13 protein-coding genes and 3 tRNA genes are annotated in these 12,888 nt (G+C 63.9%); 8 read left to right on the top strand and 8 right to left on the bottom strand.

All coding sequences use genetic code 11. From position 1 onward, the window contains the following. Positions 1-3: 3 nt before the first annotated feature. Entirely contained in the window at positions 4-1,347 is a 1,344-nt protein-coding gene (locus ABIA73_RS14010) for a sensor histidine kinase (protein WP_032975720.1), read from the bottom strand. 1 nt (position 1,348) lies between these two features. Then, positions 1,349-2,020, bottom strand: a complete 672-nt coding sequence (locus ABIA73_RS14005; protein WP_032975718.1) for a response regulator transcription factor — start codon at positions 2,018-2,020, stop codon at positions 1,349-1,351. Positions 2,021-2,164: 144 nt separating this feature from the next. Here ABIA73_RS14005 and ABIA73_RS14000 point away from each other — a divergent pair, with 144 nt between their 5' ends. From ABIA73_RS14000 to ABIA73_RS13970, 7 genes are all read left to right on the top strand, one after another. Then, positions 2,165-2,932, top strand: a complete 768-nt coding sequence (locus tag ABIA73_RS14000) for a MipA/OmpV family protein (RefSeq protein WP_025875227.1) — start codon at positions 2,165-2,167, stop codon at positions 2,930-2,932. 39 nt (positions 2,933-2,971) lie between these two features. Next, the gene (locus ABIA73_RS13995; protein WP_025875229.1) at positions 2,972-3,259 is read left to right on the top strand and encodes a hypothetical protein; all 288 of its coding nucleotides are present in this window, start codon (positions 2,972-2,974) and stop codon (positions 3,257-3,259) included. A gap of 256 nt (positions 3,260-3,515) precedes the next feature. Further along, positions 3,516-4,085, top strand: coding sequence for a peroxiredoxin family protein (locus ABIA73_RS13990; RefSeq protein WP_025875231.1), 570 nt, complete (start codon positions 3,516-3,518; stop codon positions 4,083-4,085). Between the two features lie 11 nt (positions 4,086-4,096). After that, the gene (locus tag ABIA73_RS13985) at positions 4,097-4,291 is read left to right on the top strand and encodes a hypothetical protein (protein WP_025875233.1); all 195 of its coding nucleotides are present in this window, start codon (positions 4,097-4,099) and stop codon (positions 4,289-4,291) included. A 65-nt stretch (positions 4,292-4,356) separates the two neighbouring features. Further along, positions 4,357-4,548 (top strand): hypothetical protein, encoded by a 192-nt coding sequence (locus tag ABIA73_RS13980; protein WP_032975717.1) that lies wholly within the window; start codon positions 4,357-4,359, stop codon positions 4,546-4,548. A gap of 31 nt (positions 4,549-4,579) precedes the next feature. After that, positions 4,580-4,777 (top strand): hypothetical protein, encoded by a 198-nt coding sequence (locus ABIA73_RS13975; RefSeq protein ID WP_025875237.1) that lies wholly within the window; start codon positions 4,580-4,582, stop codon positions 4,775-4,777. Positions 4,778-5,019: 242 nt separating this feature from the next. Continuing rightward, positions 5,020-5,352, top strand: a complete 333-nt coding sequence (locus ABIA73_RS13970) for a hypothetical protein (protein WP_033830769.1) — start codon at positions 5,020-5,022, stop codon at positions 5,350-5,352. Positions 5,353-5,464: 112 nt separating this feature from the next. Here ABIA73_RS13970 and ABIA73_RS13965 read toward each other — a convergent pair. The 3 genes from ABIA73_RS13965 to uvrB all read right to left on the bottom strand — a co-directional run bounded on the left by ABIA73_RS13965 (position 5,465) and on the right by uvrB (position 7,843). Further along, positions 5,465-5,539, bottom strand: a tRNA-Val gene (locus tag ABIA73_RS13965). A 97-nt stretch (positions 5,540-5,636) separates the two neighbouring features. Then, positions 5,637-5,711: transfer RNA gene (locus ABIA73_RS13960), tRNA-Val, on the bottom strand. A 107-nt stretch (positions 5,712-5,818) separates the two neighbouring features. Then, a complete protein-coding gene (uvrB, locus tag ABIA73_RS13955) occupies positions 5,819-7,843 on the bottom strand; it encodes an excinuclease ABC subunit UvrB (RefSeq protein ID WP_025875241.1) in 2,025 nt (674 codons plus the stop codon). A 176-nt stretch (positions 7,844-8,019) separates the two neighbouring features. Here uvrB and ABIA73_RS13950 point away from each other — a divergent pair, with 176 nt between their 5' ends. After that, positions 8,020-8,514: a GspH/FimT family pseudopilin gene (locus tag ABIA73_RS13950; protein WP_059063703.1), complete on the top strand. Its 495-nt coding sequence runs from the start codon at positions 8,020-8,022 to the stop codon at positions 8,512-8,514. Positions 8,515-8,566: 52 nt separating this feature from the next. On the opposite strand, the gene ABIA73_RS13945 is transcribed toward ABIA73_RS13950, so the two are convergent. The 3 genes from ABIA73_RS13945 to ABIA73_RS13935 form a co-directional block, all read right to left on the bottom strand. Continuing rightward, a tRNA-Asn gene (locus ABIA73_RS13945) sits at positions 8,567-8,643 on the bottom strand. Positions 8,644-8,688: 45 nt separating this feature from the next. Further along, positions 8,689-9,096, bottom strand: a complete 408-nt coding sequence (locus ABIA73_RS13940; RefSeq protein WP_059063701.1) for a type IV pilin protein — start codon at positions 9,094-9,096, stop codon at positions 8,689-8,691. Between the two features lie 23 nt (positions 9,097-9,119). Continuing rightward, positions 9,120-12,881, bottom strand: a complete 3,762-nt coding sequence (locus ABIA73_RS13935; protein ID WP_099783492.1) for a pilus assembly protein — start codon at positions 12,879-12,881, stop codon at positions 9,120-9,122. Positions 12,882-12,888 lie beyond the last annotated feature (7 nt).

Below are 12,888 nucleotides of genomic sequence, written 5' to 3'. Positions count from 1 at the left end.
CGGCTAGCGACGCACGCTGCCGCGGTGGAAGTTGACCCGGAAGCTCGCGCCGCCCCCAACGGCCTCGCCCACGCTCACCGTGCCGCCGTGGTGCTGCACGATCTCCTTGACCAGATGCAGGCCGAGGCCGCTGCCACTGCCAGCAGCACGCAGGCGGTGGAACGGCTCGAAGATCGCCTCGCGGTCACCGACCGGCACGCCGGCGCCCTGGTCGCTGACTTCCAGCAGGCCCTGCCGGTCCAGACGCACGCAGATGGTGCCGCGCCCGCCGCCATGGACGATGGCGTTGTGCACCAGGTTGGCGATCACCCGCCCCAGGGCGAGGCCATCGCCATGGATCCATACCGGCGTCTCCGGCGCATCCACTTCAAAGCCGTAGCCGGCGCCAACGACCAGAGGCGCAAGGTCGGCGGCCGCTTCGCGCACGACATGCGCAAGGTCCAGGCGCTGCAGCGCTGCGACGTTCCGGTCCAGGCGCTGCAGGTCGAGCAGGTGCTCGGCGACGTTGCCGAGACGGGCGACATCGGTCAACAGCTGCGATTTGAGCTCCCCCTGCGGCAACTGCGACAAGCGCGCCTGTACCACCGCAATCGGTACCCGCAGTTCATGGGCGGCGTCGGCCAGGAATTTATCGCGTGCTGCGTAGCCCTGCTGCACCTTGTCGATCGCATCGTTGAACGCTTCGACCAGAGGCGCGACCTCGGTCGATACCAGCTGCGCGTCCAGGCGCGCACCGGGCTGGCCGATATCCAGCTCCTTGGCCTGCTGCGCGGACCGGCGCACGCCACGCATGGCGCGATGGATCACCGTCGGCATCACCAGCAGCGTGACCACGATCAACGGCAGGAAGAACCACAGGCCGATCAGCCGCAGCACCATCAATGCGCCATCCAGCAGGCCGCCCTTCGGCGCCCCGCCCACCATCACCGTGATGCGGCGGCCGTCTTCGTTGCGGATCATCACCCGCGCCACATCCAGGTACGGCGGTACCAGCGAACCCAGCTCGGTGGCACCCAGTGTCGGCAGGCGGGCCAGCAGCGGCGCGTGGATGGCAGGCAGCGTGCCGCGCTGCAGCCATGCACCGCGATCGTCCACCGCCGCGAACCACAGGTTGCCACCGGCACGCGCATCGAGCTTCTGCCAGCGTGCTTCGTCCAGCACCAGACGGCCGCCTTCGCTGTGCACCGCATTGGCTGCGCTCTCGGCCATGAACATGTCCATACCCCAGGTGTCCTTGTCGCCCCAAGTCAGGATCAGCGCGACGACGGCGAACAACACCGTGAAGGCCTGCGCCAGGAACAGCCGCCACGCCAGTCCAAGGGTGATCGAACGAATCGGTCGTGCCATCTCAGGCCTCCGCCAGCAGATAGCCGACGCCGCGGATCACGTGGATCTCCACGCCTGCCCCGGCCTGCTGCAGCGCCTTGCGCAGTTTTGAAATATGCGCATCGAGCGCATTGGACTGGATCTCATCATCGAATCCGTACACCGCCGATTCCAGCGCGCTGCGGGTGACCGTGCGCCCCTGCCGCATCGCCAGCGCCTGCAGCACCAGCACCTGCCGCCGCGGCAGCGCAACCGGCTGGCCGTCCACCTGCGCCTGCAGCGATTCGAAATCGAACTCCAGCCGGCCCAGCCGCAACCGGGGGGTCACCATCGCCGACGGTCGACGCGAGACGGCGCGGATGCGCGCCATCAGCTCTTCGATCGCCACCGGCTTGACCAGGTAGTCATCGGCACCGACATCCAGCCCCTCCACCTTGTCCGACAGCCCACCCTTGGCAGTGAGCATGATCACCGCCAGGTTCGGCCGCAGCGCACGGGCAGTCGCCACGAAGCCCACGCCATCACCATCGGGCAGCTGCCGATCGAGCAGCATCAGCTGATGCACCGGCTCACGCAGGGCGAGCGCAGCCTCGGCCAGGCTGCCGACCACGTCGGCGACCACACCCTGGCGCTCAAGCCCGGACTGCAGGGCTCGCGAGAGATCGGGGTCATCTTCGACCAGGAGAATGCGCATCGGGGGCTCGGCAACCGGAAACGGTGCCGATCATAGTGCCTTCGGCGTGCAGGTGGCGGCGATGCCAGCAGATTGCGCCTGCGCAATGTTCCGACAATGTTGCGCGCGCAGCATGCATCGCCATCCCTGCAACGCACTACATCGATGACCTCACTGTCCCCCGCCCTGCTGCGCCCCCTGCTGTGCACCGTCGCTCTCTCCACGCCGCTGCTGGCCACCGCGCAGGAACAGGCTCCGGGGGTACAGGCCGGCATCACCTTCGGCGCGACCACTGGCGCCTACGCGCACTATGACGACAAGCCGCTGGTGCTGCCGGCGCTGTCCTGGCAGGGCAAGCGATTCTTTGCCAGCCCCGGTTCGCTTGGCATGAACCTCTACAAGGCCGACGGCCTGCGCCTGTCGGCGGTGGCGACGCCCTACACGTTGCGCTTCAAGACCGACGACGTGAACGATCCGCAGCTGCGCCGCCTGCACAGCCGGCAGATGTCGGCGATGGTCGGCATCAATGCCGACTACAGCGCCGACTGGGGCGCGGTGGCGGCCAGCGTGAAGCGCGAGGTGAGCGGACACGGCGGCGGCGTTGAATCCAGCCTGCATTACAGCTATCCGATCCAGGCCGGCCGCTTCACCTGGGTGCCGCGCGTGGGCGTGGTGCATTCCAGCGCCCGCCTGCTCGACTACTACTACGGCATCAGCGACGAGGAAGCACTGCGCTCCGGGCTGGCGGCCTACAAGCCCGGCAGTGCCACCTCGCCGAGCCTGCAGATCGCGGTCAGCACGCCCCTGGGTACGAAATGGCGCGCAACTGGCGTCGTCGCCAACCAGTGGTTCGGTGATGCCGTCGAAGACAGCCCGATGGCACGGCGCAGCAGCCAGACCTCCGCTTTCATCTCGCTGATGCGCGCGTTCTGACCGAACCTGCATCCGCCCCACGGACAACAAGGATCCCGCATGGCCGCTGTCACCCCCACCGCCGATGCCAACGCGATCCTGCGCGCGCCGGATCTGGACAGCGCCGAGCGCGCCTACCTGGGCCTGCTGCCGGACATGGATCATGTGGACGCGTTGACCCGACGTGCACTTGGCCTGTCACGCGCTGCCGATGCTGCGCGCGGATACGCACTGTCGATGACCCTGGTCGGCCTGCGCCTGCAGGAGCTGGAAATGGGCGAGCCGTGTGCGGCCGAATATCGCCAGGCGACGCTGCGCAGCCTGCGCCAGGCCTTCACTGCGGCCTGAGCGTCCCGTCAGCGGAAGGTCGTCCAGGCCAGCACCGCAGACAGCAGTGCGACCCAGATCACGGCCTAGAAGGTGCCTTCCAGCATGTTGCCGCCGAACAGCAGTTCGATGATCGGGTTAGGCCGGGAAACGGGAGCATGGTCACTCATGGTGGCGTCCTGAGGTTTGGGAACTGCGTCACCGATGATACAAAAGCTTGACATTCCTGTTGCTGTTTCCGGTATGGTCGATGCAACGCGGCGTTCAAGGATGATCGATGCTCAAGCGTGCACTGTTTCCCGTAGTCGCCCTGCTGCTGGCCGCACTGGTCATCATGCTCTCCTGGCAGAACCGCCAGTTGCGGCAGGTCAACGAACAGATGGCGGCGCAGCTGCAGCAGACGCAGCTGGACGCGCATGGTCTTGCCACCGGCACCCGGCCTGAACTGTTGACCCTGCGGACGACGCAGCAGACCCATGTCGATATCGGTGGCGCGCGCGGCGTGCCGCAGATCCTCTACTTCTTCTCTACCGCCTGCCGTTACTGCCTGGCCTCGGTGCCACAACTGCAGCAGATCGCGGCTGCGCGAGGCAGTGCCGAGCTGGTGGGCGTGGGCCTGCCACCGTACGACCAGCTTGCCGACTACGCAGGCAAGCACGCGCTGGCGTTTCCGATCGCCGTCGACGATCAGGGCGAAGTCTCCAAGCGCTACCGCGCCACGCTGACACCGATGCTGATGGTGCTGGCCGCAGATGGCAGCATCGCCTACAAGCATGTCGGCCAGCTCGACACCGGGACGGTGCAGGCCGTCGCCAACGCAATGAATCCGGGAAGCCACACCAACTGAAGGAGATACACATGATCGGGAAGAAAACGCTGTTCTCGTCCGTCGCCGGTATCGTCATCGTTGCTGCAATGTCATTCGGGGCCGCACAGGCCTTCGCCACACCGGTGAAGACCGGCTTTGCACCGGGTTGCGTGGATACCCCCGGATGCATGTTCGGCGGCAATGGCCGCGCCGGCGGCACGCGCATCTGCTGCGTCGCCAACTGATCCCGCTTCGACACCGCCCCGCACGCGGTGACTTCATGTTCCATCGCCATTCCAAGGAGATACACATGATCGGAAAGAAGAAGCTGTTCTCGTCCATTGCCGGCATCGTCGTGGTGGCCGCCATGTCATTCGGCGCCGCGCAGGCCTTCGCCACTCCGGTGAAGACCGGCTTCGCGCCGGGCTGCAAGGAACATCCGAGCTGCCCCTATGGCAACGCAGGCTCCCACGGCCTGCTGGTCTGCTGCGACCCCATGTAACCCGCCTCGAAGCTCTGCAAAGGAGATACAGATGATCGGAAAGAAGAAGCTGTTCTCGTCCATTGCCGGCCTCGTCGTGGTGGCCGCCATGTCATTCGGTGCCGCGCAGGCCTTCGCGACCACCCCGGCCAAGGCCGGGTTCGCACCGGGCTGTGAGTACACGCCGGGCTGTCCTTACGGCGGCAACGGCCGCTGGAGCGGCGGACGCGTCTGCTGCCAGGTTCCCTGATCCACCCCATCCAGCGCAGGACCTGACTTCGGCTTCCCGGCCACAGTTCCTGCATGGATGAGGCGCCCCATCTGCACTGGGCGTTGCACCGGGCCGTCCGATTGGGCGGCCCTTTTTTCTGCGGCCCGGATTCATCCTTGCAGACGGCACTTGGCACGCGCTTTTCCGGTCTTCGTCGCATGCCGATTTCACAGCGCAGGCCACAGTGCAACGCTGGGCTCCCTTCTCCGGAGCACCGTGCCATGCCGATGCTTGCCCTGCTGCTGTTGATGGCCGGTCTGTGCAACCGCGACGGCGGTACCGGAAGCGATTCGCTGCGGATGCAGATCCTGCAGGCCGACGCCCAACGTGCCGCCCGCGCGCCTGCCAGCTACGGCCAGACGGACAGCCAGAGCGTGCAGATCCTGCGCCTGAGTGCGGATCGCGTACTGCAGGTGGCCCACGCTCGCGTGCACGGTGATGCCGACGGTAAACAGCGCGGGCAATCGCACGCCCGGGGAATGCTGCAACTGTGGCAGCGTGTGAATGGTCATTGGCAGCTGCAGCGCAGCGCCAGTGTCGAGCAACGCGGTTGACGCTGGCAGCAGCCGGCCAGGCTGGAACGAGCGCGGATCGCAGGCACAAAAAAACCGGCCCAGGGCCGGCTTTCATCGTTTCCACCGCTGCTCCGGCCATGCCGGGAACCGGTGGTGGGCGGTACAGGGTTCGAACCTGTGACCCCTACCATGTCAAGGTAGTGCTCTACCGCTGAGCTAACCGCCCAAATATTCCGTGCAGCCCGCAGGCTGGTGCTTCTACGTAAAAACCCGGCGCCAGGGCCGGGCTTTTCATGCTCACGACAGCCCCCTGGGGGACTTCGTGGTGGGCGGTACAGGGTTCGAACCTGTGACCCCTACCATGTCAAGGTAGTGCTCTACCGCTGAGCTAACCGCCCGTTTGTTGCTTCTGCAGCGCCGCGATTGCGTCGGTGCAGGCCGCGTATATTACGGACGACGACCGGCAAGCGCAATACTTTTGTGAAGAAAAGCCGCTTTACCGCGTTCAGCCCAGGCTGGCTTCCTTCAGCTGCCTGATCTGGTCGCGCACCCGGGCGGCATCCTCGAATTCCAGGTCCTTGGCATGCTGGTACATCCGCTGCTCCAGGGCCTTGAGGCGAGCGGCCAGCTGCGCCGGACTGAGCGAACGGTAGTCGATCGTGTCCTCTGCCACCCCGGAACGGCCTTTGCCCTTGCCCTTGCGGGACTCCTTCTCGGCGGCGTCCGAGCGTGCGCCCTCCAGCACGTCGACGATCGGCCGCGCCACGGAGCGCGGAGTGATGCCGTGCTCCAGGTTGTACTCGACCTGCTTGGTGCGGCGGCGATCGGTCTCATCGATCGCTGCCTGCATCGAACGGGTGATCTTGTCCGCATACAGGATCGCCTTGCCGCGCACGTTGCGCGCCGCACGGCCGATGGTCTGGATCAACGAGCCGGTCGAGCGCAGGAAGCCCTCCTTGTCCGCATCCAGGATCGCCACCAGCGAGACCTCGGGCATGTCCAGCCCCTCGCGCAGCAGGTTGATGCCGACCAGCACATCGAACTTGCCCAGACGCAGGTCACGGATGATCTCCACGCGTTCAACGGTATCGATGTCCGAGTGCAGGTAGCGCACGCGGATGCCGTGCTCGGTCAGGTACTCGGTGAGGTTTTCGGCCATGCGCTTGGTCAGGGTGGTGACCAGCACGCGGTCACCGGCCTTGATCCGCTCGTTGGCCTCGCTCATCAGGTCATCGACCTGGGTGCCGACCGGGCGGATCTCCACCACGGGGTCGATCAGCCCGGTCGGGCGCACGACCAGCTCGGCCATGTCCTCTCCGGCCTCGCGGAATTCATACGGACCCGGTGTCGCCGACACATAGATGCTGCGCGGGCAGCGCGCCTCCCACTCCTCGAAGCGCAGCGGACGGTTGTCCAGCGCCGACGGCAGGCGGAAGCCGAACTCGACCAGGGTTTCCTTGCGCGACCGGTCACCCTTGAACATGGCACCGATCTGCGGAATGGTCACGTGCGATTCGTCGATCACCAGCAGCGCATCAGCCGGCAGGTAATCGAACAGGGTCGGCGGCGGCTCGCCCGCGTTCTTGCCGGTCAAATGCCGCGAGTAGTTCTCGATGCCGTTGCAGAAACCGACTTCGGCCATCATTTCGAGGTCGAACTGGGTGCGCTGGGCCAGGCGCTGCGCCTCGACCAGCTTGTTCTGCGCGTACAGCTGCTCCAACCGCTCCTTCAGCTCGACCTTGATGGTCTCCACCGCCGCCAGCACCCGTTCACGCGTGGTCGCGTAGTGGGTCTTCGGGTACACGGTGAAGCGCATGAGGTTGCGCATGGTCTCGCCGGTGAGCGGATCGAACATCGTGATCTTTTCCACCTCGCCATCGAACAGTTCGATGCGCAGGGCCTCACTGTCCGACTCCGCCGGGAACACGTCGATCACTTCACCACGCACGCGGAAGGTACCGCGCTGCAGCTCGTATTCGTTGCGCGTGTACTGCAGCTGGGTCAGGTGATTGATCAGGTCGCGCTGGTCGATGCGCTCGCCCTTGGACAGGATCAGGCGCAGCGACAGGTAGTCTTCCGGCGCACCCAGGCCGTAGATGGCCGAAACGGTCGCCACCACGATCGCATCCGGCCGTGACAGCAGGGTCTTGGTCGCTGCCAGCCGCATCTGTTCGATGTGTTCGTTGATCGAACTGTCCTTCTCGATGAAGGTGTCCGACGACGGCACGTAGGCTTCCGGCTGGTAGTAATCGTAATAGCTGACGAAGTACTCCACCGCGTTGTGCGGGAAGAACGCCTTGAACTCACCGTACAGCTGCGCTGCCAGGGTCTTGTTCGGCGCCATGATCAGCGTCGGCTTCTGCACCTGCTGGATGACGTTGGCGATGGTGTAGGTCTTGCCCGAGCCGGTGACGCCCAGCAGGGTCTGCTTGGCGACGCCGGCCTCGAAATTGCTGGTCAGCTTGGCGATGGCATCGGGCTGGTCTCCCGCCGGCGAATACGGCGAGACAAGTTGAAAACTGTCGCTCATGGTGTTGCCAGGTCTCGGGGAAGGTAAGTATAGGGGGCGTCCGGTGACGGTCGGCTGAGGGGAAGCCGGGGAGACCGGCAGGGGGATGCCCGATGGCGACCCCCATTGAAAGGGGCGACGCTCGCTCCATGACCGCGCCCTTGAAACGCCCCCCTGTCCCCGGCCCCACCCTTGGCATGCAACTGATTGAACTGGTGACGATTATTGCCGTCCTTTCGGTATTGCTGGCGGCAGGATGGCCGACGTTGCAGTCAACACTGCTGCGCCACCGCGCCGACGCACTGCAGCTGACGCTGCATGCCAGTCTCTCCAGCGCGCGCAGCCAAGCGCTGATCCGGCGTGAACTGATCGGCGTGTGCGCCAGCGAAGACGGGCATCAGTGCACGGACGACTGGAGTGCCGGCTGGATCATCTATCGCAGTGGCCTGCGGCGGGGCCCACCAGCAACGCCGGAAGCCATCCTGGCCCATCACCGTGGCCGCGACGATGTCTCGATCCTGGCACACGCCAGCAGCGGACGGCCGCTCCTGTTTTTCCAGGCGGATGGGCGAAGCCCCGGCGCCAATCTGACCCTGCGCATCTGCGCTGGCAGACACCTGCACGGCAAGCTGGTGGTCAACAATGGCGGGCGTACCCGCAGTGAACGCAGCAACCGCGATCTGCCGTGCTGAACAGAGCAAAGAAAAGCAAAAAGCCGCGATTTCTCGCGGCTTCTGCAGTATCTGGCGCCCGAAGTTGGACTCGAACCAACGACCCCCTGATTAACAGTCAAGTGCTCTAACCGGCTGAGCTATTCGGGCGGGGAGGCGCATTGTACTGGTCGAATCCTGGAAGATCAACACCCACTACCAACAATCGGAAACCGCTCCTTCCGAGGTCTTCCGGTTGGCCTGGTCGAGGGTCAGCTTGCCGCAGCTGTCCTTGACCTGCGTACCCGAGGGAGACGCCGTGATCGTGAACGTGGAACCATCGCCCTTGTAACTCAGGTCGTATCGCGTGGCCCCGCCCTCGCGTGGCGAGACCTTGCTGGGCAGGGCGTAGCCCGAGTAGGAATTGTTGCTGGAGTGATAGCGCTCCGCACGTTGCGCGTACTCGGCCAGGTCCGCTTTGGCTACTGCACGGTGTGATCGAAGTACGTACTGCTGGTACGAAGGAATGGCGATGGCCGCCAGGATGCCGATGACGATCACCACGATCATCAATTCGATCAACGTAAAGCCCGCTGAGCGATGAGGCGCACGGAAAGACTGCATGGATGTGGATCCTCGCACAGGGGTCACTGGAGCTGCCGCCAGGACTGGCGACCGCAGGGATAAGGCAGATACAGCGACTGGCTGCCGGCGGCGCCTACCACCATCCAGCAAGAGCTGCCCCCGGGCGGACCTTCCTTGCCACTACCCAGACGCGGTATGACCGACAGGGATACGTCCTTGACCGGCGCGGTTCCCTCGGTCTTCAACGACAGGCCCGCTGTACCCGACGCCGGCTTGACACCCGTGGGTGAACCGGTCCGGACATTCTCCAGGGCAGGCGCACCGGTCAGCGAGGAAAGACCAAACAGCCAGTTCGAACCACTCGTCGAACAGCCAACGGTTTCCAGATTGGGGACATAGGTCGGCATGAACATGATGCCGCTGACCAGCAGTGGATTACCAACGAACCGTTCACCGTTGCTCGCAGGCAGGTTGATCATCCACCCTCGCGCATTGGCCGGCGCAGTCCCTGCCACAATCCTGCGCGCCTCGGCGCCCGTCGCCGGAGCATCCGCGGTATAGGGCGCCAGATTGGCCGAGGTCAAGGTCGATGTGACCCTCTTCCCGCCAATGTCATTGACCGCATACAACGCCTGTCGCGAGGTGTCGTCCTTGTCACTGTAGAACGAGAAGCTGCCCGTACCGAAATACAGCATCACGCCACCCGATGGACCGGTCGCAGCGGTCATGCCGCCCGTGATCGGCTGGCGGAAGTTCCGCGCGCTGGTGTCCTGGCTGACCTGAGTGGTGAATACGGGAACGGTCAGCGCCGTGTTGGAACTATCAGTGAGGTCGAATTTCCAGATGGCGCCACGCTGATCGGCGGCGTAGACGGTATCGGCAAGACCATCGCGACCGCGCAGGTCCTGGCTGTCGCCACGCCAGCGATCCACCACCACCACGTTGCCCAACCCATTGTCTCCGGAGATATTGGCTCCCGAGGCATTGCTCTCTACCGCCTCGATCATCCGCGTGGCGCCGGACGCCATATCCACGACGAACAGTACGGCCTTGCGGCTGGCACTGTTATAGCCGTTGCCGAAGATCGCCTTCCATGCAACCGTCTTGCCTTCCTTCACCGGCACGATCACCGGCTTGCCCAGCACGAAGCCGATGTTGTTGCGCACGCCCTCGGCCAACGACATGTTCAGGTCGCTGATCTCCCAGAGCGCTTGACGCGTGGTAAACGCTGCCGGGTCACTCACGTCCAGCGCAAATACCGAACGACCACCAGCGCCAGCCGTACCGACCAGTCCCGTCTGCCATGTGCTGCCGACGAGCATGTCCGAGATGGTGATTGCACCGTCGACGAAATAGCGATGGCGGAAGGTCTGATCAGCGGTATCCGGTTTGTACGGGAACAGCAGGTTGGCCATATGGCCCAGCGAGGTTGAGGGAATGTACGCAAAGCGCTCGGTCCCTCCCGTACTGTCCATCTCACCCGATGCCCCCATGCCACCATCGAAGGCATGCAGCATGCCGTCATTGGCACCGACGTACACCGTGTAACGACCACTCTTCGCCTTGGTGTCCAGGTACTTGGCATAGCTGACGGCATAATCTTCGCCGAGCTGGCGATAGCCGTAGTCATCGGTAGGCGAACTGACCACCGGCGCCGAATTGACGATATCGCCCAGCGGCGTGGTGCGGTCGCGGTACTTGCCGCCACTGCGCTTTTCCATCGTCGTATCCGCTTTCAGATAGCGGATGGCCGTGTCGATATCAGCATCAATGGACTTCAGCTTGTCAGTAGAGCACACCAGCATCTCTGCGTACTTGCCATCCGGCTTGCTGCACAGATCGGCCAGGCTGATGTCGGCCGAACCGAAGTCAACCAGCGTACCCGCTTTGTTGGCCACGATGCGGCGACCCGTTGAAGCGAGTTTCGTTGACGCCTCCCAGGCCTCGCTGAACACAGCGACCTGGTCACTGTTGATCTTCACGGTCGACGCCTTCAGCTTGCTCGACCAATCGGTCGCACCATTGCGGATGTCATAGCTTGGCGTCACCGACAGCGAACCTGCGCCAATGCGGGCGCCGGTCATGCCAATGGTTCCCGACGACGACTTGCCGCCGGAAATCGAGGCCAACACACGTCGCATCGCCTCGGTTACATCGGCAGGCGTCTGCGCATTGATGAATTCACCACGGCTGTTGAGTGCGGCGTGCCAGATCTCATCGATGACCGTTCCATCGTCCACCGTCGACGGATCAGGGCTGCCGTTCCAGTTCGGCGGATTCTTGTACGGATCCGCCGTGGCGGCAGCATTCACGCCGTAAATCCGCCCCTGAGCACCAAGCGTGACACCGTAGAAATTCATGTGCAGATCGGCCTGGCAGTCCAGTCGCTTCCACTCCGCGCTGCCTTGGGACAACGTGCCGCAGCGCTCGTCCACCGGCACCTGCCCCTTGGGGAAGCCGGTATCGGAACGAAGCGGCGTCTTGCTGCCCGAGTAATAGGCCGCAGTGATGTCGGCCATCGTATTGCTGTAATTGTCGGCGAAGGGCAGTGTCGGCAGATTCACGGTATTGACCGCGTCCGCGTTGGCGAACGAGCCATTCGGATAGTTCTTGGAATTCGTGTAGCCATCCGTGAACAACATGCCGCCATTGCGCTGGCAGGCGCGGATGACGGGCGCGCCGTCATCGGTACGGCGGAACTGTTCGGCCAGATACTCCACAGCACGACGGTTGGGCGTGCCGCTGATCGGCTTCAATCCGTAGATCTGCTGATAGAGATCGGCGCGGTTGGTCACCAGATCATGCATCTTCACGTTCTTCAGGTCATTGATCGTGAAGTAACCCACCCGCATGTTGTCGACGCCGTACAACGCCTCGGTGGACGCACCGACAATGGCCAGCGTGCGGCTGCGGTGATACTGGAACCAATTGGCGAAGTTCTGCACCGCAGTATCGTAGGCACCATCGATGCTGTAGTTGTCCTTCTTGATCTGATAGCGGCGCAGATTGCACTTGGGCCCACAGGCCCCCTGGATCACCGGTCGATTCGCATCGTCCGACTTGTATCCGTACGGCGCCGGGGAATTCTCCGGCAGGTAGAAGGTCGCCGGGAAGTACTGCACGCCATATTGCACCGCAGAGCCGATGTCACGCGAAGCGGTGCGCCAGGCGTTGTTGCGGTAATACGCATTGTCGGTTCCCGTGAGATCGGGAATCTTCATCCCGTCGACGAACTGGAATCCCTCACCGCTGCTTGAACGGACACTGGTCATGTTGTACGTGATGTCATACCCCGCAAATCCGGAGCGCGGGTCGACACGCGCCGCCGTGGTACTGGCAGGGTTCCAGCGGGTTCCATCGGCCCTCAGCCACGGCTTGTAGCTGACTGACGGGTTGTAGTAGCTGGCGTTGTAGACGTGCGAGCGGGCGAAGCCGAAGATATCCAGCGGCGGGATCGCACGACCATACGAATAGCGCTCGTTGTAGTTGTTGTGCGCGTAAAGGTAAAGATAGCAATCGACTGAACCGGAGTTGCAGTCCTGCCCAACGCTGTAGAAGCTGCCATTGTTGTTGAAGAAGCTGCCAGTCGACGTGCTGAAGATCAACCGCCCGTCACCGCCCGGGAACATGCGCTCGAAGGTCATCGAATTCGAGTCATCCACGGCCATGATGAACGCAGGCGGTGTCTGCACCTGCACGTTCAAGGGCTCCTGCGCCAACACACCCTGCGCCTGCGCGGCCATCAGGGTATGCACCAGGTAGCCGCCAGCGGCGACAACGGCAAGGCCTACGCCCGCCAGGATCCTGCGATTTCGCGTGTTCATGGGTTCC

Origin of the sequence: Stenotrophomonas sp. 2694 (genome assembly GCF_040548715.1) — a bacterium.
In the GTDB taxonomy this organism is placed as follows: Bacteria; Pseudomonadota; Gammaproteobacteria; order Xanthomonadales; family Xanthomonadaceae; genus Stenotrophomonas; species Stenotrophomonas indicatrix.
The sequence above is the reverse complement of the archived record's forward strand: the minus strand, read 5'-3'. Positions and strand labels throughout refer to the sequence as shown.

Coding starts and splice junctions, on each gene's coding strand:
- ABIA73_RS13995 (WP_025875229.1), top strand. CDS start 2,972: ATGGCCGCTGTCACCCCCACCGCCGATGCCAACGCGATCCTGCGCGCG.
- ABIA73_RS13950 (WP_059063703.1), top strand. CDS start 8,020: ATGCAACTGATTGAACTGGTGACGATTATTGCCGTCCTTTCGGTATTG.
- ABIA73_RS14000 (WP_025875227.1), top strand. CDS start 2,165: ATGACCTCACTGTCCCCCGCCCTGCTGCGCCCCCTGCTGTGCACCGTC.
- ABIA73_RS14010 (WP_032975720.1), bottom strand. CDS start 1,347: ATGGCACGACCGATTCGTTCGATCACCCTTGGACTGGCGTGGCGGCTG.
- uvrB (WP_025875241.1), bottom strand. CDS start 7,843: ATGAGCGACAGTTTTCAACTTGTCTCGCCGTATTCGCCGGCGGGAGAC.
- ABIA73_RS13990 (WP_025875231.1), top strand. CDS start 3,516: ATGCTCAAGCGTGCACTGTTTCCCGTAGTCGCCCTGCTGCTGGCCGCA.
- ABIA73_RS14005 (WP_032975718.1), bottom strand. CDS start 2,020: ATGCGCATTCTCCTGGTCGAAGATGACCCCGATCTCTCGCGAGCCCTG.
- ABIA73_RS13935 (WP_099783492.1), bottom strand. CDS start 12,881: ATGAACACGCGAAATCGCAGGATCCTGGCGGGCGTAGGCCTTGCCGTT.
- ABIA73_RS13975 (WP_025875237.1), top strand. CDS start 4,580: ATGATCGGAAAGAAGAAGCTGTTCTCGTCCATTGCCGGCCTCGTCGTG.
- ABIA73_RS13970 (WP_033830769.1), top strand. CDS start 5,020: ATGCCGATGCTTGCCCTGCTGCTGTTGATGGCCGGTCTGTGCAACCGC.
- ABIA73_RS13980 (WP_032975717.1), top strand. CDS start 4,357: ATGATCGGAAAGAAGAAGCTGTTCTCGTCCATTGCCGGCATCGTCGTG.
- ABIA73_RS13985 (WP_025875233.1), top strand. CDS start 4,097: ATGATCGGGAAGAAAACGCTGTTCTCGTCCGTCGCCGGTATCGTCATC.
- ABIA73_RS13940 (WP_059063701.1), bottom strand. CDS start 9,096: ATGCAGTCTTTCCGTGCGCCTCATCGCTCAGCGGGCTTTACGTTGATC.